Origin of the sequence: Alicyclobacillus acidoterrestris (genome assembly GCF_022674245.1) — a bacterium.
In the GTDB taxonomy this organism is placed as follows: domain Bacteria; phylum Bacillota; class Bacilli; order Alicyclobacillales; family Alicyclobacillaceae; genus Alicyclobacillus; species Alicyclobacillus acidoterrestris.
In genome coordinates this window covers 1,970,384-1,994,458 of the sequence record NZ_CP080467.1, presented here as the reverse complement: position 1 = coordinate 1,994,458, position 24,075 = coordinate 1,970,384, and the positions used below count along the sequence as shown (strand labels likewise).

The 24,075-nt window shown below is 55.6% G+C and carries 17 protein-coding genes; 6 read left to right on the top strand and 11 right to left on the bottom strand.

The window, feature by feature from the left end; all coding sequences use genetic code 11:
- Nucleotides 1-50 precede the first annotated feature (50 nt).
- From priA to K1I37_RS09310, 5 genes are all read right to left on the bottom strand, one after another.
- Complete coding sequence (priA, locus tag K1I37_RS09330) at nt 51-2,480, bottom strand: primosomal protein N' (RefSeq protein ID WP_021295444.1); 2,430 nt, start codon at nt 2,478-2,480, stop codon at nt 51-53.
- Complete coding sequence (gene coaBC / locus K1I37_RS09325) at nt 2,477-3,694, bottom strand: bifunctional phosphopantothenoylcysteine decarboxylase/phosphopantothenate--cysteine ligase CoaBC (RefSeq protein ID WP_021295443.1); 1,218 nt, start codon at nt 3,692-3,694, stop codon at nt 2,477-2,479. Before coaBC ends, priA begins: the two co-directional genes overlap by 4 nt.
- Before the next feature lie 77 nt (nt 3,695-3,771).
- Nucleotides 3,772-3,981, bottom strand: a complete 210-nt coding sequence (gene rpoZ / locus K1I37_RS09320; RefSeq protein ID WP_021295442.1) for a DNA-directed RNA polymerase subunit omega — start codon at nt 3,979-3,981, stop codon at nt 3,772-3,774.
- A gap of 119 nt (nt 3,982-4,100) precedes the next feature.
- A complete protein-coding gene (locus K1I37_RS09315) occupies nt 4,101-4,976 on the bottom strand; it encodes a YicC/YloC family endoribonuclease (protein ID WP_021295441.1) in 876 nt (291 codons plus the stop codon).
- Nucleotides 4,977-5,161: 185 nt separating this feature from the next.
- Complete coding sequence (locus K1I37_RS09310) at nt 5,162-7,873, bottom strand: calcium-translocating P-type ATPase, SERCA-type (RefSeq protein WP_021295440.1); 2,712 nt, start codon at nt 7,871-7,873, stop codon at nt 5,162-5,164.
- A gap of 620 nt (nt 7,874-8,493) precedes the next feature.
- On the opposite strand from K1I37_RS09310, the gene K1I37_RS09305 reads away from it, so the two are divergent.
- Entirely contained in the window at nt 8,494-10,317 is a 1,824-nt protein-coding gene (locus K1I37_RS09305; RefSeq protein ID WP_021295439.1) for an Rqc2 family fibronectin-binding protein, read from the top strand.
- Here the strand turns inward: K1I37_RS09305 and K1I37_RS09300 are convergent.
- Nucleotides 10,267-11,757, bottom strand: a complete 1,491-nt coding sequence (locus K1I37_RS09300; RefSeq protein ID WP_021295438.1) for a DUF2254 family protein — start codon at nt 11,755-11,757, stop codon at nt 10,267-10,269. The genes K1I37_RS09305 and K1I37_RS09300 overlap by 51 nt on opposite strands.
- 170 nt (nt 11,758-11,927) lie before the next feature.
- On the opposite strand from K1I37_RS09300, the gene K1I37_RS09295 reads away from it, so the two are divergent.
- Nucleotides 11,928-13,175 carry a Glu/Leu/Phe/Val family dehydrogenase gene (locus K1I37_RS09295; RefSeq protein ID WP_031218028.1) on the top strand — a complete coding sequence of 416 codons (1,248 nt, stop codon included), beginning with the start codon at nt 11,928-11,930 and terminating at the stop codon, nt 13,173-13,175.
- Nucleotides 13,176-13,509: 334 nt separating this feature from the next.
- On the opposite strand, the gene K1I37_RS09290 is transcribed toward K1I37_RS09295, so the two are convergent.
- Complete coding sequence (locus K1I37_RS09290; protein ID WP_031218026.1) at nt 13,510-14,808, bottom strand: Nramp family divalent metal transporter; 1,299 nt, start codon at nt 14,806-14,808, stop codon at nt 13,510-13,512.
- Nucleotides 14,809-15,211: 403 nt separating this feature from the next.
- Here K1I37_RS09290 and K1I37_RS09285 point away from each other — a divergent pair, with 403 nt between their 5' ends.
- Complete coding sequence (locus K1I37_RS09285; RefSeq protein WP_021295434.1) at nt 15,212-15,658, top strand: hypothetical protein; 447 nt, start codon at nt 15,212-15,214, stop codon at nt 15,656-15,658.
- 125 nt (nt 15,659-15,783) lie between these two features.
- On the opposite strand, the gene K1I37_RS21520 is transcribed toward K1I37_RS09285, so the two are convergent.
- Together K1I37_RS21520 and K1I37_RS09275 are read right to left on the bottom strand one after the other, a co-directional pair.
- The gene (locus K1I37_RS21520; protein ID WP_021295433.1) at nt 15,784-16,656 is read right to left on the bottom strand and encodes a methyl-accepting chemotaxis protein; all 873 of its coding nucleotides are present in this window, start codon (nt 16,654-16,656) and stop codon (nt 15,784-15,786) included.
- Nucleotides 16,657-16,770: 114 nt separating this feature from the next.
- Nucleotides 16,771-19,944: an MMPL family transporter gene (locus tag K1I37_RS09275; protein ID WP_031218024.1), complete on the bottom strand. Its 3,174-nt coding sequence runs from the start codon at nt 19,942-19,944 to the stop codon at nt 16,771-16,773.
- A gap of 481 nt (nt 19,945-20,425) precedes the next feature.
- Here K1I37_RS09275 and K1I37_RS09270 point away from each other — a divergent pair, with 481 nt between their 5' ends.
- The 3 genes from K1I37_RS09270 (at nt 20,426) to K1I37_RS09260 (ending at nt 21,902) form a co-directional block, all read left to right on the top strand.
- A complete protein-coding gene (locus tag K1I37_RS09270) occupies nt 20,426-20,947 on the top strand; it encodes a GNAT family N-acetyltransferase (RefSeq protein WP_021295431.1) in 522 nt (173 codons plus the stop codon).
- Complete coding sequence (locus K1I37_RS09265) at nt 20,944-21,132, top strand: hypothetical protein (RefSeq protein ID WP_152498728.1); 189 nt, start codon at nt 20,944-20,946, stop codon at nt 21,130-21,132. The genes K1I37_RS09270 and K1I37_RS09265 overlap by 4 nt, the downstream gene beginning before the upstream one ends.
- A gap of 233 nt (nt 21,133-21,365) precedes the next feature.
- Complete coding sequence (locus K1I37_RS09260; protein ID WP_021295429.1) at nt 21,366-21,902, top strand: hypothetical protein; 537 nt, start codon at nt 21,366-21,368, stop codon at nt 21,900-21,902.
- Nucleotides 21,903-22,020: 118 nt separating this feature from the next.
- On the opposite strand, the gene K1I37_RS09255 is transcribed toward K1I37_RS09260, so the two are convergent.
- Nucleotides 22,021-23,274, bottom strand: a complete 1,254-nt coding sequence (locus tag K1I37_RS09255; RefSeq protein ID WP_021295428.1) for a sensor domain-containing protein — start codon at nt 23,272-23,274, stop codon at nt 22,021-22,023.
- Between the two features lie 166 nt (nt 23,275-23,440).
- The gene (gene pyrE / locus K1I37_RS09250; protein ID WP_031218018.1) at nt 23,441-24,070 is read right to left on the bottom strand and encodes an orotate phosphoribosyltransferase; all 630 of its coding nucleotides are present in this window, start codon (nt 24,068-24,070) and stop codon (nt 23,441-23,443) included.
- Nucleotides 24,071-24,075: the final 5 nt, after the last annotated feature.

The following is a 24,075-nucleotide window of genomic DNA, read 5'->3' as shown; positions in this document are numbered from 1 at the left end:
CTCCTTTCATGTAATCAAAAACGAACAATCAAAAACTAAAGATGATTTATCTAGCCAATGCGCTGCGCATTGACATCGAGCCGACACGCGCCGCCGTACTCGTTCATTCGTTGCTTGACGAGCCGGAACGCCGCATCGACTACATTTCGCACGTCATCCCAACGTTGATACTTTAACACAACTTGATATCGATATTTATCCTCAATTCGCCGAATTCCACTCGGCGATGCAGGTAAAATGACCGTTCCCTCTGGCAGTTGCGCCCGTCGAAGCTCTCGTTCGAAGCGAGCGGCCGCACCGCGCGCGACCACCTCGTTTGTGTGCGTGGCCAGCAACACAGCCAATTCGCAAAACGGAGGGTAGGAAAATACCTCCCGCTGCATCCGCTCTTCCCGATAAAACGCGGGAAAATCGTGGCGGGCCGCGGCCAACACGGCAAAGTGATCAGGCCGGTACGTCTGAATCACCGTAACGCCGTCGGTCTCTGCCCGCCCCGCGCGCCCCGCCACCTGCGTCAGCAATTGAAAGGTTCGCTCACTCGCGCGGTAGTCCGGCACTTCCAGCATGGTATCCGCAGCAATGACGCCGACCAACCGCACGTGCGGGAAATCTAGCCCCTTCGCAATCATCTGCGTGCCAATCAGAACATCGGCAGCGCGTTGCTCGAACTGATCGACAATCTGCTTGAGCGCTCCTTTTTTCCGCGTCGTATCCACGTCCATCCGCAAGACGCGCAAGTCCGGCCAAGTTGCTTTCAAGCTCTGCTCAATCTGCTCCGTACCAATCCCCAGTGCCCGCATGGCGCGTTCACCACAAGCCGGACACGCGGTTGGGCTCGCCTCCTCGTAGCCACAATAGTGACACACGAGCCGCAAGTCCGCCCCTGCCCGGTGAACCGTCAGACTGATGTCGCAGTGAGGACAATGCATCCCTTCGCCGCACGCGCGGCACAGCATCGCAGAGGCGTAGCCCCGACGGTTGAGAAAAAGAATGACTTGTTCGCCGCGCGCCGCCGTCGTCTCGATCTCTTCGGCGAGTCTAGCGCTGAATAACGATTTATTGCCCGCCCGAAGTTCGTCGCGCATATCGACGATGTCAACGGCCGGCAAGGGCCGTGAATTGACGCGCACGGGCAGCGTCACCATCCGCGCCTCTTTGCGCTCGACCAAATGGAGTGCCGTGAGCGACGGCGTCGCGGAACCAAAGATGGTCAACGCCCCAAACCACTGCGCTCGGTGCCTTGCGACATCGCGCGCATCGTAGTGTGGCGCCTCCTCCTGTTTGTAGGACGGCTCGTGCTCTTCGTCGACAATCAACAGGCCAAGGTTTGCGACCGGCGCAAAAACGGCGGAGCGAGCACCAATGACAATTGATGCTTCGCCCCGCAATATCCGATCCCACTCGTCCCTCCGCTCCCCCGCCGTCAACGCGGAGTGCAAAACGGCGATACGCTCGCCAAAGCGCGCGTAGAAACGTCCGACCATCTGTGGTGTCAAGGCAATTTCCGGCACGAGTACAATGGCCGTCTTGCCACGCGCTAACGCATCTTCGATAGAGCGGATATACACCTCAGTTTTGCCACTGCCAGTCACACCGAAGAGAATCGCGGTACCTGGTTCGGGCTGCGCCGCTTGCTCCCGGATGCGCGCCAAGGCACGCGCCTGGACATCAGTGAGTTCCGGCGCCTCAACTTGCTGCTTCTGCGCCCACTTCAGCCGCGACTTCGGACGTAACTCGATAGCCAACCAACCGTCGCGAACAAGCGGTTGAACCGTCGCAGGGCTGTACTCGGAACGCACCCACTCCATTTCGCCGACATCCGCGAGCGCTTGCAGTAGCCGCGCTTGTTTTGCAGCCCGTTTCGCGCGCGCCTTTGCAGCATCCAGCAGTTCCTCTGCCGGCCGCAATCGAACGAGCCACGAGACCTCGGACGCCTGCACCTCTTCCTTGACGACGAGCCGCCGCCGCAAGTATCCTGCTTCCTCCCAGGCCGCAACCTGTGCGCGTGCCGGTTTGCCAAACCGATCATACACCGCGCGCTCTGTCGGCTTATTGTCACAAAGAAAGCGCCAAATGTCGGTGGCCGCGATGTCGTCCGGAATCGTCGCGCCAGGCACCGGTTCGACGCGAATGTCGCCTTTGACCCGAAACGCGCCAGGCAGAATCGCCGTGATGGCGTCATTCATCGTACAGGCGTATCGCGCGCACATCCATTCGGCGAGCGCACACTGTTCCGCTGTAAGCACCGGGTGCTCGTCGATGAGATCTAGAATTGGCTTGACGTTGTCGGGGATAGGCACATCGTTTTGCACCTGCCAGATGACACCCGACTTATATTGGTGGCCAAACGACACAAACACCCGTTGCCCGGGCCCTGCCACGTCCGCCAGATGCTCAGGTACGCTGTAGTCGAACGGTTTGTCCAAAAACAGGCCCGGGGAATCGATGAAGACGCTGACCACCGTGCCCGTTTTGATCATACGGTCCGCCCACCGCCCACACTGTTGCGCAGCGCTTTGACTCGTGTCAAAATGCGATCCGCCACATTTGCCTTCGTCATCAACGGCAACTTGTCAACCTCGCCGTTGCGGGAGATGACAACCACTTGGTTGGTATCGACGTCAAATCCCACCCCCGGCTGGCTGACGTCGTTAACGACGATTAAGTCAAGGCCCTTGGACTCCAATTTGCGGCGGCCAAACGTCAAGGCGTCGCGCGTCTCCGCCGCAAAGCCGACAATCGTTTGACCTTCGCGGCGTGATCGGCTGACGGTCGCCAAGATATCCGGCGTCTCCTCGAGTACGATATTCGGTAGACCATCGGATTTTTTCCACTTGTGGTTAAAGACCTCGACGGGACGGTAATCGGCCGGGGCCGCAGCAGCAATCAATACATCGGCGTCTGCCATCGCCGCTTGCACACCCTGGAGCATCTCTTCTGTGCTTCGAATGTTCACCATCTTCGCACCCGGCACAGGCGGCAAGTTCGTCGGTCCCGACACGAGCGTCACCTTCGCGCCGCGCGCAATGGCCTGCTTCGCCAAGGCGTAGCCCATTTTGCCGCTGGATCGGTTCGTCAAATAACGCACTGGGTCGATATCCTCTATCGTCGGCCCGGCCGTGATGACAAAGTGCAGCCCGACCAAGTCCTGTTGCTGTTCGAGAATAGCTGTAATCACCGCCGCGATATCCTCCGGTTCTGGCATCCGCCCCTTGCCGGTATAGCCACAGGCCAGCGGGCCTTCACCAGGGTCGAGCACAATCACCCCACGCGCTTTGAGAATCTCCAAATTCTCCTGCACAGCGGGATGCTCGTACATGTGGACATTCATCGCGGGCGCCACGACCGTCTGACAAGTGGCTGCGAGCGCGGTGGTCGTCACCATGTCGTCTGCCAGACCATGTGCTAGCTTGGCGATAATATTGGCCGTAGCGGGTGCGATGACAAACAACTTCGCCCTGTCGGCCACGGCGATATGTGCAATCTCCGACGGATTCGGTTCCGCAAATGTATCGAAGATGACAGGATGTTTCGTCAGGGCTTGCAGCGTCAAAGGTTGAATAAACCGCGTGGCATGCTCGGTCATCAAAACCTGCACGTCAAACCCGCTCTTCACCAGCAAGGAACACAGCGACGCGGATTTATACGCGGCAATCCCACCGCCGACGCCGACCAAGATGGACTTTGCTTCCATACAATCGCCCCCTCGTTGAAAATACAGAAGAAAGGCAGAACAACCAACTGGCTGCTCTGCCTACGTCACAGGTGCGTTTACGCTTCTGCCTGTTCCGCTTTTTTGGTCGTCGCCACGTCGCCATTATAAATCTCCCAAAGCGCCCGGCTCACATTGCGCGTCGTCGAAGAACCCACTTGGTTCATCGTCTCTGTCTGCAATTGCCGCGCGCGTTTCGCCGTCAAAACGACCAAAGCATACTTACTGTCTGTCAAGTCAATCAACTTATCGATGGAAGGATACAACATATTATGTCACCTCAAGTGTGGAATGGTCACAAAATCATGAATTCGAGGCGTAGATAACCCCCGAATCCTCATTTTATCATGTTTTAACCGGATAGGAAGGCAAAACGTGATGTTCTATTTTACTCTACGTTCTGCACCTGCTCGCGCAACTGCTCCACCAGTACCTTCATTTCGACAACCAGACTGGCAATCCTTGCGTCGAGCGCCTTGGATCCGATCGTGTTGACCTCGCGATGCATCTCCTGGACGATAAAGTCGAGTCGTCGCCCAATCGATCCGGTTTGAGAAAGCGCCTCCCGAAACGATTCGAGATGGCTCGCCAGCCGAACGACTTCCTCGTCCACCGCGCTCTTGTCGACGAGCAGCACCACTTCCTGGAGAAGCCGCTCGGGTTCGACCTCAATGCGCAATTGTTCGATACGCGCCTGTAATTGCGCAAGCTTGTCCTTCACGGCCTGCCTATCATGTTCTTTGACATGGGCGAGACACGCTTCGAGTCGTCCGAGTTTTTCCTCAAAGCTGGCCTGCAAACGGCTACCTTCCCGCTCGCGCATCGACACGAGTTTCGCTGCCGCCTGCTGCAGGCACGCGCGGACTGCGCGCTCGACCTCTTCACCGTCCGCCAGTTTCGGAACCACCTGGACCACGTCCGGATGTTTCAACCAATCACGAACAGTATGGGCGTCAAGCTCTCTTCCGAAACGTCGAAGCAGTTCTTGTTCCGCTGCGATCAGTCCGTCGAGCAAATTCCAGTTGACAACGACCTCCGTGGCGCGAGACGTCATTTCCAAATTGACGAATACATCGACACGCCCGCGATGAATCACCCGCCCCAACTCTTGGCGCGCCATCTCCTCCAGCTGTAACCACTCTTTCGGGACGCGCAAGTGGAATTCCTGAAACCGATGATTCACGCTTTTCATCTCGACGGATACGACGACCTGCTCTGTCGAGAGCGTCATCTGGCCATAGCCGGTCATACTTCGTAACGTCATCGTGTCTGCCTCCAGGTCGCCGCGCCGTAAACTGCCGCATCATTCATGAGGACATTGTACGATGATTGATTGCGACAAACAACCGTGCCGAGGTTTCACGATGCCTTATAAAACAGGGTCAGCCTGCGGAACGTCCGCCTGCCGACCCGATTTTAGACATTTCGTTACCTCGCGACGTTTGCCGATTATGCGCGCTGCGCGGATGCCTTTGGACGCAGCGCGTTGCGACCAATTCGGCGAAGCGACAACGCAAATGTCGGAATGGCAGCCAACACGAGCACAATCAGCCAATCCAACGCACCAAGCGGAACCGTGTGGAACGCGACGGCAAGCTTCGGCACGTAGATGGTGAGCAAGAACAATCCCACCGATGACAGCACGGCAAAGATGAGCCAGATATTTCCGAAGATGTTGCGCTTCATAATGCCGCCTTCCAAGCTGCGGCAATCGAAGACAAGAATCAGCTGCGCCATGGTCAGCGTTGCGTACGCCATCGTCTGTGCCCGTTGCAAATCGTCCGATGTCTTCAGCGACCAGACAAACACAGCCAGCGTAACCAGGCCAATCAGGATGCCGCGAGACAGAATCTTCATGCCCATGCCGCGGGCGAATATCCCCTCCCGGACATTGCGCGGGCGGCGTTTCATGATGTCGTCCTCGGGCGGATCGACCCCGAGTGCAATCGCCGGCAATCCGTCGGTCACCAAGTTGACCCAAAGAATTTGAATCGGAGCCAACGGCAGCGCGAAACCGAGCAGCATCGCGAGGAACATCGTGACGATTTCACCCACGTTCGACGCGAGCAAATAGCGGATGAACTTCTTGATGTTGTCGTAGATACCGCGCCCCTCTTCGACGGCGGCCACAATCGTGGCGAAGTTGTCATCGGCGAGGACAAGGCTCGACGCCTCTTTCGCGACATCCGTTCCAGTTTGGCCCATCGAGATGCCGATGTCCGCCTGCTTGATAGCCGGTGCATCGTTGACGCCGTCGCCGGTCATCGCGACGACGTGCTCGCGCGCCTGCAGTGCGCGGACGATACGCAGCTTGTGTTCCGGCGTCACGCGGGCGTAGACATAGACATCGTCCACCAGTCGCTCCAGTTCCCGGTCGTCGATGTTATTCAATTCCGCCCCAGTGAGCACGCGCCCATCTTTCGGCAAAATCGTCAACTCGCTGGCGATGGCCGTCGCGGTCAACTGGTGGTCACCCGTAATCATCACCGTGCGAATCCCAGCCTCACGCGCCACCTGAATCGCCTCGCGGGCATTCTCGCGCGGCGGGTCGATCATGCCGCACAGCCCGACAAAGACCAATTCACTTTCCCAATCCGGCGCGCGTTTCGCCGACTCCACGCTCTTAAACCTACGGTAGCCAAACGCCAGGTTGCGCAGCGCCTGCGACGCCATCTCCTGGTTCGCCGCCAAAATCTGCTTGCGTGTGGTCGTCGACAAGACTTCCTCGCGGCCGGAGAGGAGCACGCGCTCAGAGCGATCGAGCAAGACATCCGGCGCACCCTTCACAAACACAAACACGTCTTCCCCGGACTGTACTAACACCGACATCAGTTTGCGGTCAGAGTCAAATGGCAGCTCTTCGATCCGCCGATACACCGCATCAGGCTCCGCAAACCCGGCCTTCTTCGCCATCACGAGCAGCGCGCCCTCCGTCGGGTCACCTTGCACCGCGTAATCCTTGCGCCCATCGACATCCACTTCCACCATCGCCGCATTGTTACACGTGCCCGCAATCTCTATCAGACTCTTGAGTGCCGGCCGACGATTGGGGTCTACCTTGTGATCCCCAGCCAAAAAGTCACCGGTGGGCTCATACCCGGACCCGGTCACCGAAAACCAGCCGCCATCCGCAAACACGCGTTGCACCGTCATGCGGTTCTGCGTGAGGGTGCCTGTTTTGTCCGAGCAAATGACCGTCGCACAGCCGAGTGTCTCGACCGATGGCAGCTTTCGCACGATGGCGTTGCGGCGAATCATCCGCTGAACGCCCAGCGCCAGCGCGATGGTGACAATGGCCGGTAGCCCTTCCGGTATCGCCGCTACGGCCAGGCTGACGCCTGCGAGGAACATTTCGTAGATTTCGTGGCCGTGCAACACGCCGGCGATGACGACCAGGACGGTGATGCCAATCGAGATCCACACAAGCATTTTGCCAAGCTGGTCGAGCCGTTGTTGCAAGGGCGTCTCCATGTCCTCAGACTGCTGAATGAGATCGGCAATTTTGCCCATCTCCGTCGCCATCCCTGTTGCCGTGACGACCATCTCGGCCTTCCCCCGCGTCACCATGGTCCCCATGTAGACCATGTTCACACGATCACCCAGGTTACTCTCCACATCGATCTTCGCACTGGGATCCTTGCTCGCGGGCACCGATTCCCCAGTCAAAGCCGACTCCTCGACATCAAAGACCGTCGCCTTGAGAATGCGCCCGTCGGCGGGTACCCTGTCCCCGTCTTCCAGCAGGACGATGTCCCCTGGAACCAACTCCTTGGCCGGGACGCTGATAACCGCCCCATCGCGCCGAACCTGCGCCATGGGCGCCGTCAATTCCTTCAATGCAGACAGCGACTTTTCAGCGCGCACCTCCTGGATGAAGCCGAGAATGCCATTGAGGAAGATAATGGCGATAATGGTCACAGCGTCGGTAAACTCGCCAAGCAGTCCAGAAATCAGCGTCGCCGCCAGCAACACGATGATCATGAAATCCCTGAACTGGTTCAAAAATACGGTGAGCAAAGAGACTTTTGTCCCATCGCTCAGCTGGTTGAGGCCATGGACTTTTCGTCGTTCTTCTACAGACGTAGAGGAAAGACCGGCCTCCGAACTTTCAAGAGCCGACAGACATTCGGCTGATGTTAGCGCATGCCAGTTCTCTTCCACCGGAGCCACCCCTTCATGAACTTGTCTCGTAATTTCTATGCTTGTCTCGGGGGGTTCATGTCCAACGAAACAGACGAGCTACATAGCTCAGTGTATTTTTGTGGGGCGCGGGGCCTGGGGGGGGTGGGTGGAGAGTGGAGCCGCCGTGATCGACCGGGGAGTGGGGCGGGCGGCGGGCCGCATGCAGGGCCGCATAAGGTAACTTTTCTGCTCTATTTGTGACATTTCGGCGCTGTAGCGGCGGATAAGGTAGGAAATCTGCTCTATTCGCGATGATCTACTCAAAAATGTGCCCAAAACAGCTGAATAAGGCATTTTTGATGCGCTAATCGGTGCAAAAGTGGCCCAGGTGTCTTAATAAGACATGATAACGACGGGGTTCGCCGTCTGGCACAGCGCCGGCGGCGCGACGTGGCCTGACCGACGGCCGTGATCAACCCCCGTCCCCCACCCATTTGCCGAACAGTCCGCCGTGCCGATATACTATTCGGAAGGATTCACCTCTCATCCCTTTGCAACGATTGATTGCAACCATTGAACGCCACGAGGCATCCTCATAAATCACAACATACATCACGAAGCCATAACCATCACGGACACGACCAAAGGAGCGACTAGCGATGGACGGATTGACCATACGGCGCTTGGCGCTCGAGTTACACGAGCAGCTGGCTGGCAGTAAAATTGAAAAAATCTATCAGCCCGGGGAGCGCGACTTGTTGTTTAACATTCGCGTGCCGGGGCAACCGGTCGCGCGGTTGTTCATGTCGGCCCACAAGCAGTTTGCACGCGTTCACCTGCTGCAGGACGAGCGGCCTGAGAACCCGAAGGAGCCGCCGATGTTTTGCATGCTCCTGCGCAAATACCTGGAAGGTGGGCGCGTCGTCAAAGTCGAGCAGCGGGGGTGGGATCGGATTCTGGAGATATCCGTAGAAGCCATCGACGAAATCGGAGATCTGCGAACATATCGCTTGATTTGCGAGATTATGGGGAGAAACAGCAACCTCATCCTCTGCCGCACCGACGACGACGGGAATCTGCGCATCATCGATGCGATTGTGCGCGTCACAGAGCACATGTCGCGCGTTCGGGAAGTGCTGCCCGGTGCACCGTACGTGTTGCCGCCAGCGCAAGATAAACAGGATATTCGCGCCGTGGCGCCAGACGCGTTTGTCGGCCTCGACGCCGAGCAGCCGCTGGCGAAGGCAAACGTGCATCTCCTGCTCGACCACGTGGCGGGCATCGGCCCGACCTCGGCGCGCGAAATTTTGCACCGCGCGGCAGAGACGGCGAAGCGGCGCGTGCAGGCAGATCTGTCCAGCGCCGTGTACGACGAGGCGCGCAAGCTCATTGAAGCTGTAGAGACCGGTGCAGAGTCGTCGACGGTGGCGCTGGATGAAGTGGGGCGCGCCGTCGAGTGCGAGCCGTATTTGCTGACGCACCGTACAAACTATGCCCTTTGCCCGACCATCAGCGAGGCGATTCGCCGCCGTTTCGCGGACAACGGTGAAATCCTGTACCACTCGCGGCTGCACGACGAGTTGCAGCGCACCGTCAGCGACCATTTGGACAAACTGCGCGGCAAACTCGTGAAACTGCAACAGTCCCTCACCGAGAGCGCGGACGAAGCCAGTTATCGCATCAAGGCGGAAATTTTAACCGCCTTTGCGTACCAAATCGAAAAGGGACAAACGCGAGTCGTTCTGCCAAACTACTACGCGGACAACGAGCCAATCGCAATCGATCTCGACCCGTCCCTCGACGCCATCCAAAACGCGCAGCGCTACTTCAAGCAGGCGACCAAGCGCAAACGCGCGGCGACGTCGGTTGCCGAGCAGATGGACGCGACGAAAATGGACATCGATTACTTGGAGAACGTAGAAGAGTCCCTGCGCGACGCGAGCCTCGAGAATATGGAGCAAATCCGCCGCGAGCTCGTCAGCCAAGGCTTTTTACAGGAGAAAGTAACCAAACAAAAGCCGCGGCAGGGGCGGTTCGGAGCAAAACACAGCGCAGCAAAGCCGGATCGCGCACAGAGCAAACCGGACGCCTACATCTCGTCGGACGGATTTTTGATTCGAGTCGGGCGCAACAATCTCCAAAACGACCGGTTGACGTTCCGGCAGAGCGACCATCGCGACGTTTGGATGCACGTGAAGGACCAACCCGGATCGCATGTGGTCATCCGACGTGGCAACGCAAAGGAGATTCCGGAATCGACGCTCGACGAAGCAGCGTTGCTGGCAGCCTACTTCAGCCGTGGGCGCGACTCGGCGACCGTTCCCGTCGATATCACCGAGATCCGCCACATCTGGAAACCCAACGGCGCAAGGCCTGGTTTTGCGTTATACGACAACCAGCGCACCGTCTATGTGACGCCGGACAGAACACTGCTAGAGCCGATTCTCAGCCGCACTGCCACCGCCACAGAAGTTGGCGAGTGAATCAGACCCTCCTGGCATACCGTTTGTGGCAAACGGTATGCCGTCGAACAAGGTTGGCCAAATCGTTTGGAGAGCCGTTTCGTCTGCGGGCGGATCGGCTGACTCCGGCAACAGATAACGCAATGTCACAACCAGCTCCTGGCGTCCCTGGTGCTCGGCCAAGGCCATGGCGAGCGAGCGCCCGTGTTGGCGCAACGCATCGTGCCACTGCTGTTGTGACCACCAACGCGCCCACGCCGCCACATCTTTTCGGTCGGCGACAGCCGCAAACGCCTTCCACAGCGAAAAGTACGTGAGGAGCGCGCGCTCGTAGAACGCCGTATCGCAAACGCCCTCGAACAGCGTGCAAATCTCGTCCACCATCAGAAAACCGGCGAACAGCGTCGGATACCCCTTGCCCAGGCGGAAACAGTTCTCCCCACAGGCCAAAATGACTTCCCATGTGCGCACAGCGAACTGCTGCCCGCGTTCCGTCGACTGAACCGCGATAGCCGCGAGTCTGTACAGGCGCAAGGCCACCGTTTCTGCGTAATATTCCTGCCCCTCCGGCAACAAGTGGCTGAACACGATGTTGCGATACATTTGTACGACTTCTTGAGCGGGCACGTACGAATTGCTCTCCAAGTACAGACACCCCTGCTCGTACAGCGCATCCAAGGCCACGTACGTGATGCCCGTCTCCTTTTCTTTCACCGTGACGCCGACAATCTCGCCCCACTGGTTGAGAAACGACCTGTGCACAGCGAGAACTTCTTCGCCTTCTCCCACAGGTACGGGGAGCTTCGCCGCAATCTCCTGCATTTTCATGAGACCATAGGTACCGGTCAACGAGTCATTGACCGAGGCGGCGCGCTTGACGATATCGCAAATTTGCTCGACGTTCTCCAGCGCCGACAGCCAGCGCGATGCGCGGACCGCGGTGTCATACTCGCGCAGAATCAATTGAATGATGCGCTCGGGTTTGAGCAGTTGCACGACGGCGTACATATACAACAACAAGCTCAAAAAACAAATAAAGACGAGAATCAAATCGGCACTCATTTCCGACTGCAGGGGCAGCGTCAGCGGATCCCGCTCGGGCTCCCGAATCTTCGCCATCAACAAAAAGCTGTGCATGATGGTGATGAGGAACACCAAAAACAGCGATGCGTTGTACGGGAGTCGAACAAAAAAATCGAGTACCCGGTGCGTATAGTTCCCCGCCGTCATCTGAATCGCCACGAGAATAATCGAAATGCAAAGGGCGAGGATAGTAGATAAGGACGAGACAATCGTATTCAGATAGTTGCGGGCGGTATCTGTATCGCCTTGGAAGATGAGCGGTGGATGAACGAACACGAGTCCGACGACAAAAGCCGCCACCAGCAAGTAAAACACCCAGGAGGACGTCGCTTGACGAACATGTTTGGCATAACTTTGCGCGCGAATCCCCATCGACATGTCGTCATCTCCCCCTTCGTGGACTGCACTTTTCATCGTACCCCAAGTGGTTTATGATAAAACGGTGATCAAAGGTTTTACGGTTGTTTACACAACCTGTACATACTTGAGAGGGGCGTTTCGCCGTGTCAACCAAAGCCACTAACAAACGACTCATCGCTGGTGCGAACATGCCAGCACCCGGCGACAACGTGTTAGTCAACACGCAGGCTGCGGTACGTGACGCACTATCGAGACTGGGTTACGAAGAGACGATTTACCACCTCTTGTCGGAACCGGTTCGCGTGCTCACCGTTCGCATCCCCGTCAAAATGGACGACGGCCATACCGAGGTATTCACAGGTTACCGGGCGCAGCACAACGACGCCATTGGGCCAACCAAGGGCGGTATCCGCTTCCATCCAGACGTCACCTTGGATGAAGTGAAGGCACTCTCGATTTGGATGAGTTTGAAGTGCGGTATCTTTAATCTCCCGTACGGCGGGGCAAAAGGCGGCATCATTTGTGATCCGCGCGTGATGTCCATGGGCGAACAAGAACGCCTGGCCCGCGGTTATGTCCGCGCCGTTAGCCAAATTGTCGGCCCGACCAAGGACATTCCAGCGCCGGACGTCTACACCAACCCGCAAATCATGGCCTGGATGTACGACGAGTACAGTCACATTCGCGAGCATGACTCCCCTGGCTTCATCACCGGGAAGCCGTTGGTGCTCGGCGGATCGGAAGGGCGTAACCAAGCGACCGCGCTCGGCGTCTGTATCGCCATGCGCGAAGCGGCAACGCGCCTGGGCAAAGACATCCATGATCTTCGCGTGAATGTTCAGGGATTCGGCAACGTCGGCAGCAACGTCGCCCTGATTCTCCATCAGTGGGGCGTCAAAGTTACGGGTATCAGTGACGCAAACGGCGGCCTCTACGACGAAAACGGCCTGAATATCGAACAACTCATCGACCAGAAGGACTCGTTCGGCATGGTCACGACGGCATACCAGAACACCATGTCCAATGAGGAATTCTTGAAGCTTCCATGCGACGTCCTGATCCCGGCGGCGCTGGAGAATCAGATTCACCAGGATAATGCCGCCGATATCCAAGCGTCTATTATTATCGAAGCGGCCAATGGTCCAACTACACCGGCTGCGGACGACATCCTGAACGAGCGCGGCGTTTTAGTCGTTCCGGACGTGCTGGCAAACGCCGGCGGCGTCACCGTATCCTACTTTGAGTGGGTGCAGAACAACCAAGGCTTCTACTGGACGGAAGAAGAAGTCAACCACCGCCTGGAGCAGATGATGATAAAGTCCGTGCACAACATCCTCGAAACGTCCGAGCGCTATCAGGTGGGCCCGCGTTTGGCAGCCTACATGGTCGGTATCCGCCCGTTTGCGGAAGCGATGCGCTGGCGCGGTTGGGTCTGACAAGCGGCCGTTTCGGCAACTGAAGGACGCGATGCCAGACGACGACCAAGGGTGCACAGATTGTCATTTCGTGCATTCAATAAAAAAGAGGCCTTTGCACGGGAGAAGGGTGGCCGCCCTTCTTTTGTGCAAATGGCCTCTTTTATCGTTCCCGACGGCGCCTTGGCCGCTCTGCTGAATGGCGAAATACGTGAGACCGTACAACGTGCCGAGTGACCAAGAGCGCACCGACCGTCACCGACCCAACAAGATATTCCACAGCTTACCCCCCCTTCAAGCCACGCCTGCTGTCGCCTTCATCCCGACAAACGCGCGGGCGGCGCCAACCGTTCGCTCAGCTGAGGCCCGGGATGGATCCGCCAAAGGTCAGATACAGCAGCCCTAAATTGAGAACCACGATAATCACGGTGCTGATGACTGCCAAAACAGTGACAATCGGCTTATTGACGAGTACGCCCATAATGTCTCGACGCCTCGTGAAATACACGAGTGCAATCACAGGAATTGGGAGCACAAGGCTCAAGATCACCTGACTGATGACGAGCGCCTGCGTGGAATTCACGCCCAGCATAATAATCACCGCTGGCGGGATCATCGTACCTACGCGGCGTATCCACAGCGGAATGGTGAAACCGACAAAGCCCTGCATAATGACCTGACCCGCCATCGTGCCCACAGCCGAACTCGAAATCCCCGACGCCAACAACGAAACGAGAAAAACTGCCGCCGAAGCGGAACCCAAGAGTGGTGTCAGCGTCTGATAAGCCGTGGAGATATCTGCGATTTGCGTGTGCCCCGTCCCGTGAAACACAGAGGCGGACATGTACATCATCGACAAATTGACAAACCCTGCAAGCGTCAGGGCGATAATGACCTCCCGCGTGTTGAACCGCCCAATCTTGCGCTTTTCCTCATCGTTTCTTGGCACCACGCGATTTTGCGTCAATCCAGAGTGCAGATAAACGGCATGCGGCATGACCGTCGCCCCAATCACCCCAACCGCCAACAGCACTGCATCGTTGTTACCTAACCAAGGCACCACGCTGTGGTGCACGATTTGCCCAAACTGCGGCCGAGACATGACCGTTTCAACGATATAGCAAAGCGCGATGAGGACGACAAACGCCGTGATGAACTTCTCCAACGGCCGAAAGCCAAATCGGTCGAGCGCCAGGATTAAATAGGTTGCAATGCCGGTCAACACCATACCGATGACCATTGGGATGTGAAACAACAGATTTAAGCCGAGCGTCGCCCCTAAAAACTCCGCGAGGTCCGTCCCCATGGCGGCCACTTCAGAAAATCCCCACATCACGTAGGACAACCAGCGTGGACAATATTCTCGAATCATCTCCGGGAGGCTCTTCCCAGTCGCAATCCCCAATTTCGCCGACAGGTTTTGAATCAGCATCGCCATGAGGTTTGCCAGCACCACGACCCATAAAAGTTTGTACCCAAACTCCGATCCGCTTTGGATATTCGTCGCAAAGTTTCCTGGATCCACATAGGCGATAGATGCGACAAACGCTGGCCCGAGAAACGGAATGAGCGCACGGATACCCTTTCGTTCATTGCTCATAGCGGCTCGTGCAGCGAGTACGGTGTTGCTCTCTTCCAAACGACTTGACGGCATAGTCACGAGAAATACACACCCTTTCCACGACGGTTATTTACGATTGACACGGCATATATGACATCCCAACACACATTAGCCATACGCCATTTTTTTAGCTTAGGGAAACTTTTTGAGCGCACGACATCCTCTGCAACGTGTGATGGGTCATCTTCCCCTACAAAAGATAACTCTGATATTTAGTGTACACTAAAATTGTTTCCCTTGCACAACTTTTATTCATTCATATGCATGCACACAGAAACATGCGACCTTTTCTCGTGAAATTTCCGGTGTTGTAGCGCAATTGGCTATGATATCGTCCATCCAGAAAAATGAAGTGCTATTTTGTTCACAAAAATAACGGGTTTTCACTGTGCCGTTGAAGTTTTTTAAGCGAAAATGTGTAAGGAAGGTGAGACCGGTGAGTCAAAGCAGAAAAATCAAGAAAGCGTCTTTTAAATATCTGTTCATTGCATACGGAATCGCGAGCGTCATTGCCATCATCGTCGTCTTGATGTACGACAAGAAACACCCAACAACAAGCGGAACAAATCATCCGTCGGCTGTGACGAAGACATCTGGTTCGTCTCGACAGTCCACTGAACTGGCCCTGCAAAAGTTAAGCAATGAAATCGTGTCGTCCCAGTTGTCCGAAAGTGAATCGGAAAAACTGACCATTGAGGCATTCCAGAAATATTATTCCATGACTGCGCCAAAATCGAACGACAGCAGTGCCGACGCTATCGAATGGTCAGAAATCCATGATAACCTTCTGTCAGCCGTCCAATATGCAAAAAGCAACAATTTCACGCTCATGCAATCCGCTTGGCAAGGTATCGGACAAGAGCTGTCTGCTTTGGGTACTTAACAACCGAAGGGTTAACAACGAAGGTAGCTATGTACACAGCGACGCGATGAATGATAACAAAGCGCTTCAATGGCCGAGATGGTGTGCCCGCTCGGCCATTGAAGCGCATATGGCGATACGTCAGATCATTGTTCCCCCGACACAATACCCTCGGCGTATTTTGCTAAATCAGCTGCATTCTGCGCCAGTTCTTGCATCGTTGCGGCAAACTGTTGCGTTGCTGCTGACTGATTTTCTGTCTCCTGGTTTACCGTCGATATGGATTCAGACAACTTGCGAATTAACTGCTCGATATCGCGTACAGACTGTGTAATGCCGTCTGTTTGGTTTTTGGCATCCGTCGCTAATTTTCTCACTTCCTGCGCGATGACAGCAAACCCTTTGCCATACTCGCCTGACCTAGCCGCTTCAATCGACGCGTTCAAGCCGAGCACTTTAGTACTGTCGGATATCTGTCTCACCGAGTTCGAGATTTTTTGGATTTCCTGAATACTATTGAGCACCTCATTCGATTGCGTAAAGATCTCGGTCATATTGTCCGATAAGATGTTCACGGAGCCAGCTAGTTCTTCAATGGTCGCGCTAATTTGCTCAATCGAAGACGACAGGGTGGTGGCTAGAGAAGACAAATAGTCGTACCGTTCCATACTGGCCCCAGCCCCGATTGCGCCAATTACGTTTCCTTCTTTATCGTGAACCGGAATAGAACACGCCAGGATAGGAACACCAAACACCTCTTTTGGAACGGGCGTCTTCGTCGGTTTACCGTAGTGCACAGCCTCGTACATCCCATCTCCAGGGATTAATTTGTACCCTGGAGCTAGCCCTAGAGAGAACGTCTTTCCCGGAATGGTCCCCCAAAGCGTATCTAAATCACACACACCGATGGTGACATCGTCTGGGAATATCTCTCCCAAAAGAGGTGCTAAACGCACAAGCGTTTCAATCGATGGATGCAGATCAACAGTATTTACAACCTCGCCTAGATTTTCTTCCATATCATATCCTCCTGCTATATCGCGTTTGTCGATTATGCTCGAATGATGGCGACATCATTACAAGGAGTATTCGACATGGAGAGAATGTTACCTTCATTCACCAACAGGCGTTTCCTATTCCTGAACCACCTTTTCCTGCCTGCGGCCAAACGGCCAATGATGCGCATTGCCTACAATGGCGGCAAATGCAGGCACAAAGAATCCCAATAGGACAAACGCGTAGAAAAAGAGACCCACGACGACCGCAATCCCGATTTCGATAAGCGATGTCACCCCGGAGGCCACCATGGATCCAAACGTGCCCGCCATAATCAACGCCGCCGAGAAAATCACATTGCCCATCTGAGACATCGCACGGTGCATCGCTTGTTTCGGGGCAGTCCCCAAATGAAGTTCCTCCTGAAACCGCGAGAAGAGGAAAATTGAATAATCGACGCCCAGTGCGACCAAGAGCAGAAAGACGAAAAACGGAACCGGCCAACTCAGTCCTGACTTATGCAAGATGAATGACGAGGTCAGTTGCAGCACGCCCATGGTCACCAGATACGTCATCACGAGTGAGGCCATGACGTACAGCGGTGTGAAGATAGAGCGCAGCATCACCACGAGCAAGATGAAAATCGCGCATAAGATAAGCACGACGGTTCGGAAGAAATCGGCTGTCGACACTTGGTTCAGCGCCTCTTGCTGTGGCGTCGTCCCGGCACTCATGATGGTTCCTGTGTGAATTGGACTCTGTTGCAGCGCAGCCGCCGCGTCGCTTTGAATCGACGAGACCGCGTTCATCGCCTGAAGCGAATATGGGTTCGACTTCAACATCACGGTGATATTCGCCACATGCCCATCTGGCGAAATATAGGCGTCCATAGCCTGTTGAATTTGGCGATTGGACAGCGCTGAAGCAGGAATGTAAAATCCGGCACTTCCCTTCGTTTTGGCTTGCTGTGACGTGTTCAACACATGGGTGACGTCACTCACGCCACCCTTGAGCTTTGTGGTTGCTTGCGCTGCCTGCCCCATGCCCGTCGAAATAGACTGCAGCAAAGAAGGCAACTGTGTGACGCCGCTCGCCAATTGTTGGCTGCCGGATACCAATGTAGCCGATCCGCCCGCAAGCCGACTCACCCCCTGCTTAAGGGACGTCGCGCCAGTGGCCACCCTTGTCGCCCCGGAGGCCACTTGTCCCGCGCCCGAAGCGATGGCCACCGAGGAGGTCGACAACTTCCCGGTTGCCGAGACCAGATGCTTCGCACCTTGCGTCAAGCCGGGGAGGTTCTTGGACAGGTTCTGTGCACCTGCGTTGACCTGTTGAGCGCCGGCGCTCGTGGACTGTGTCGCTTCCTCGCTCGCTTGCATCAATTGCTCAATTTGTTGCCACTGCAAAGATGTCGTCTCATTTGGATGCGCCTTGCTCCACGCTGCCAACGCGTTGGCCAATTGTTGCGTCAGCGTACTCGCCTGTTGACTTCCAGACTGTAGCTTCGCCGTACCCGTTGTCAGCTCACTCGCCCCAGCGGACGCTTGCTGCAGTCCGGTCGCAAGCGACTGCGAACCCTTGTTCACCTGATTGAGCCCGGTTTGAAACTGTGCGGCACCGCGCTTCAACCCTTGTGCGCCGGTGGCCACCTGTTGCGCCCCCTTGGCCACACTTCCACTTCCCACTGCCGCACTTTGCAAACCGCTGTTGAGTTTAGAAGCACCTGTCGACAATTGATGTGCCCCAGTGGCGAGTTTTTGCGCTGACGTCACAGCCCCACCGACCGATTGACTGCCGGCGGACAACTGCGTCTTCAACTTCGACAAGCCCTGGTTCACTTGCGCCAAGCCACCTGCTGCGGCCGCATTTTGATTGACCAATTGAAACTGCTTGATAACGGTACCCGTCGGTTGCGTGGCACTCTCCACTTCATCCACCGCAGGATTCGCCGCGATGGCTTGCGAGATGTTGTTGATGGTGGCGAGGCCAGATTGGGATCGCAAATTTTCCTTCGTTTGGATCACGACGTTCATCGGCAGGACATGCCCGGCACCAAACGCCTGCGCCACGACGTGAAATCCGTTGACCGAAGGCGCTGACGGAATATCGTCCATCGGTGAAAACGAGCGCTCGTCGGTAAACTGCAGCGCAATCGGCACCAGCACAATCACCAAACAAAGGAGTACCCACCAGGGACGGCGAATGGCAAGGCCGCCGGTTGCCCGCCAAATTTTCGAGTTCCCGTGTGCCTGCCCGGGCCGAATCTTGCGAGGCCAGAAGAGTCTATTCTGAAATGTATCCATAATGGCCGGAACAAACGTGATGCAGCAAAGGAGCGTAATCAGGATGCCGACCGCGACACCGACGCCGGATCGGTACAATCCAAAATCCGCAAGAAACAGCACAGCAAACGACACCATCACCGTCGTACCACTAAAGAGGACCGTCTTTCCGATAGACCTCAGTGTCGCTTCGAGTCGCTCGATTCTATCTTCGTGCATCGCCAACGACTCGCGGTAACGGTTCAACATGATGATGGTGTAATCCGTACCTGCACCAAAGAGGACGGCGACAAGGAAGGTCTGCGTAAAACTGCTGACGGGTAAGCCATGTGTCGCCAGCCAGGCAACGACGCTCGACGAGAGCAAGAAGGATAAACCAATCGCAAGCAAAGTCACCAACGGCGCGAGCAGCGATTGGAATACGCCGAGTAGAATCACCAACACCAAAACCACGGTGACCCCCATTGTCTTATCCACACCTTGTTGCGAAATGGTCGTGGCGTCAACCGATAATGGCGCGTCGCCCGTCAAATACACGTGCGTACCAGCTGGCGGCGCAGAAAATAGACTATGTACCTGCTGGAGGGACGTTTTAATCTGTGTCGAATCCGTCGCGTACTTAAAATCAACCAGCGCAATCTCCGTGGTTCCGTCTTTGCTGTCGAACATGGATTGAGAACCCTTATCGACACTCGACGCATCCTGCACATCCACCACGCCGTATTTCGCCTCGTGTCGTTCGAGTATGTCCAACTGGCTGTGGAGATAGCTTCGCTGTGCAGACGTGAGGCCATGCGGATTGTAGATGGCGATCACTGCGGAACTTTTCGATGTATGCTTTGGATTGATTTTATCGAGCAGCTTTCCAGCCTGAACGACCGCCGAAGAATTGGGAAGTTCGCTCGTCGCGTGCTTTGCAACGACCTGGCTCAAACTCGGCAAAGTGAACATCGCGAAAATGGTGGCCGCCACCCAAACCAAAATGATTGCAACTCGATACCTCGATATGAACTTCGCGTAACGGTGCATCACGTCTTGTAACCTCCCATACCGTTGTCGAGTGCCATCCCATTTCTTGTGCGCATGACGCAAATGACGCAAATGTGAGCAATCGCTCAAGTTTATTGCGCTGTTATTATATGAGTAAAAACTCATGTTTACAAGTGTGGCTTCATCGATGATAGAAAACGAAGTGGGGATATGGATCTCCATTAACTACACTTCATATGCCCTGCTGCGGTTTAGAGCGATACACAGGCAGAGGTTCAGGTTTCCATTTTCCCCGAACCCATAGAAAATCTTGTATCGACTTTGGTGCTTTGGCGGCGCCGAAGAATTGAGTTCGGTAAGAATCGAGATCGATGGGCATTGAGATTGATGCACAAATGGGGGTTTCCTATTCGTCGTGTAACATTTACAATTTGAACAAAGAGGCCCAGATGTTTCTAAGGGCCATGCCCGCGCACGCGTTGTGCTACGCCGGAGGCTACCTCACACTAGGCAATTGGGGATGTTCGCGATAAGACATGGTCATGCAATACCACCGTTTGTGATTCGCCCGTGGCGCGTAGATGACGTCTCACAAATCGTCGTACTGTTCCACGAAACCGTGCACGCCATCAACGCAAACGACTATTCGGCACAGCAGCTTGACGCTTGGGCGCCAGAATTGTCTTCAGCCGAACGAAACAAGCAGGAGACGCGCTTCATGTCGCTTCTCAGCTCACGACTTTCATTTGTGGCTGAGCTGAACGGCGCCATTCTGGGATTCGCTGATATCACCGCTGATGGTTATCTCGATCACCTATATACGCACCGGTACTACCAAGGAATCGGGGTTGCATCTGCCCTCGTCCAGACCGTGGAACGCGAGATGATAGCGCTTCGCGTACAACGTGTGACGACCGACGCCAGTATTACGGCCCGGCCATTTTTTGAACGGCGCGGCTACGTGATGGTGCAACCGCAAATGGTGACCGTCCGGGGTGTCACGATGCAAAACTTCCGGATGGAGAAATGGTTGCACAGTTGACGAAGCGAGTGTCAGGCGGCGGGCGAATGGTGCGGGTGCCGGCGGATCGGCGCGCCGCGTTCGGCCAGTGGCGGATCGACGGATCGACGGATCGGATGGGAGGGCTCCGGGGCCCCGGGGCAAATAAGGCACGATATCTGCTCTATTCTCGGATTTTTAGTCGATCCGGCGACATTAAGGCATGAAAAATACCCTATCTACTGAAAATCCGCCCGGAAAGAGCGAAAATTCAGCGATTAGCGCAGATTTGATGTCTTATCGGCGCCAAAACGCTCATGCATGTCTTAATAAGACATGCCCGCCGTGTCCGGCAGCGTCTACCGATGCCCGCCGATGCCCACCCGCATACGCTGGTGCACGCGGACGCCAGTCGATCCGCCCCACACGCCCCACAATATTTGAATTTGTAGTCAAGTGAATGGAGTTGAATGCACTGCAAAGGCTGAAGTCACTGCTCATCTCGTCGATTGGTATGTTCGTCGCTCAGTTAGGCATCGTCTTGATTCTGTATGTCATGTGCAATATCATCACGCTGTTTACCTATTTTCTCGGAGAATACTTCATTAGTGGGTTCGTGACGTTCTCGTTATTCACGCTTGTGTGGTGGCTCATCTGGAGGGTCATTTACGATATGAGCGGAACCGCTCAGTTTCCTGTCAAACTCACATTCTCTACGCTGCCGCTCATTGGGCTCGCGGTATTCTATATTTGGCAGCACCCGACTCCCAACTACACCTTGATGATTCCACGCTTGCCTACAGACATCCATTTTTATTTTGCGACCGCCATCACCGGCACCTTGTTATTTCCATGGTATTCCATTGCGCTCCATCGATATTGGTCGCACAACGGCTCAAGGCGTAAGCGTAGGCTCCTGTTGACGGCATCGCCGATCGCGATGGTCGGCGTCGCCTGCTTCACGCTGTGCTATTGCCTACTGCCAGCGAATTGGTAGAAGATCCAGGCCATTTCAACAGAGGGTACCTGACACAAAACGGTGCCCTCCTCATCTGGGCAAGCGATTTGGTGGCACCGCCGGAGTTTGACTGGTGGGCCAGTGCGACATTCAATCGTCACGTTTGCTTTTTCCCTTGGTACTTCGCGTGGTACATCGCGACATCCGCCGCCCGCATCAGCGCCTCAACGGATTCCCCGTCAATGGGATACAGCGCGGCGCCGACGCTCGCGTACACCGTGTGCGTGCGGTCGCCAATGACTACTGGTTTCGATACATCGTGCTGAATTTGCTCAATAAACAGCGCCCAATCGTCCATGTTGTCGATATCGGTTTGGAGAATCGTGAACTCATCGCCGCCTAAGCGGGCCACCATTCCCCTATCTCCAACCGTCTGGGTTAGCCTTTTCCCCACCTCAATCAAAAGCAAGTCACCCATGTCGTGTCCAAATGTGTCATTGACATCCTTGAACCCATCCAAGTCAATGAACAGAAGACCATGGCGCGCCTGTTTGGCATGCTTGAACACCAAGCCGATGTGTTGTAAGAACATCCGTCGATTCGGTAGATCCGTTAACGCGTCATGATAAGCGAGATAGGAAACGGTCTCTTCTGCCTGCTTGCGGTCTGTAATATCGCGCCCAACACCGATAGCTTCCACGATGTTCCCTGCTTCATCGCGAATGTAGCGGACAGTCGTCTCGTACCACCGGTACACGCCAGTTTTATGGCGGACACGACCCGTAAATCGTCCGGTATCCTGGTGAGGTGCGATAGAGAGGTGAAATTTCTGCAATTCTTCGTTGTCATCCGGGTGATTAAAATCCGCTGCCTTCTTCCCAATGACGTCTTCTGGCGCATAGCCCAGCAGTGCTTGAACCGAAGGTGAGATGTACGTAAAGAGGCCATCTGCTGAAAACGACGAGATAATATTCTCCGATTCTTCCGAGATGAACAAGAACCGCTGCTGATTCTCCAACAACCTCCGGCGCTGTTCCTCTTCTTCGGTCATGTCTTCGAATAGAATGAAGGCCCCAGGATTACTGTTCTCATGAGGGACAAGCTGGGGGGCGAGCGGAATCGCCGCAATTCGAACGTGGATGGCATGCCCGAGCTTGTGGCGCATCAACCGTTTCGTGGGCACAGCGAACTCGCGCTCGTATGCAACGTTTGCGCTAGACGGATCACCCAGAAGGTCGCGCAGTGAAAGCTGCGTCAATTCTTCGTAAGTATAGCCACTGATCTGTGTGGTGGACGGATTCGCATCCATCACATGACCCTCAGCGTCCACCAGGCAGATACCATCTGGATGGCGATGATAAAAAGATTGAAACAGCCCCGGCCGGGTAAAGAGGTCTGAGTTTTCTATCATTTCTCGTGCATCCACCTTCACTGGACAATTCCCTCTCCAATGTAGCATAAATTCACGATTTCCATCAGGTCGGAGTGCAATGAAGAGCTATCGCCGTGGACCGTGGACGTTGGCGCGTGGGGGCGGGGTGTTCACAGGCCACCCCGCCCCCGTTTGCTTGCGCGCGTTACGCGCCAAACGTCGAGGGGGATTCGCGCCAGCGCATGAGGAGATCGACATCGCTGTCATCGACCACACCGCGCTCGTGCGCGACGCGAACCAGCGCGCGGTACGGAACTAGCCGATAGGCAGGCACCTGCGTCTGTTCTATGCGTTGACGCGCTTCGTCAAAGTCGTAGGACAAAATCGTGAAGACGGCCAACACCTGTGCCCCCGCTTCCTTGAGCCTGTCCACCGCGTCATAGGCAGATTTCCCAGTCGACAAGGTGTCTTCAATGACCACCGCCTTCATGCCTGGGCGAACGTAGCCTTCGATTTGCTTTCCTTGGCCGTGCGCCTTGGCCGACGAGCGGACATACGCATTTGGCAGCGACAGTCTATCGGCGAGCATCGCAGCGTGCGGGATACCTGCCGTCGCAGTGCCGACGACGACTTCCAGACTAGGGAAATCCGTTCGCACAATCTGCTCGAAGGCTGCAATGACTTGGTTGCGCAGGATAGGATAGCCAAGGACCAACCGGTTGTCACAGTAAATCGGCGACTTCCAGCCGCTCGACCAGGTAAACGGCTGATTTGGACGCAATTCAACTGCGCCAATTTGCAGCAGTCCGTCCGCGAGCGTATCGACGTTTGCCATATAGC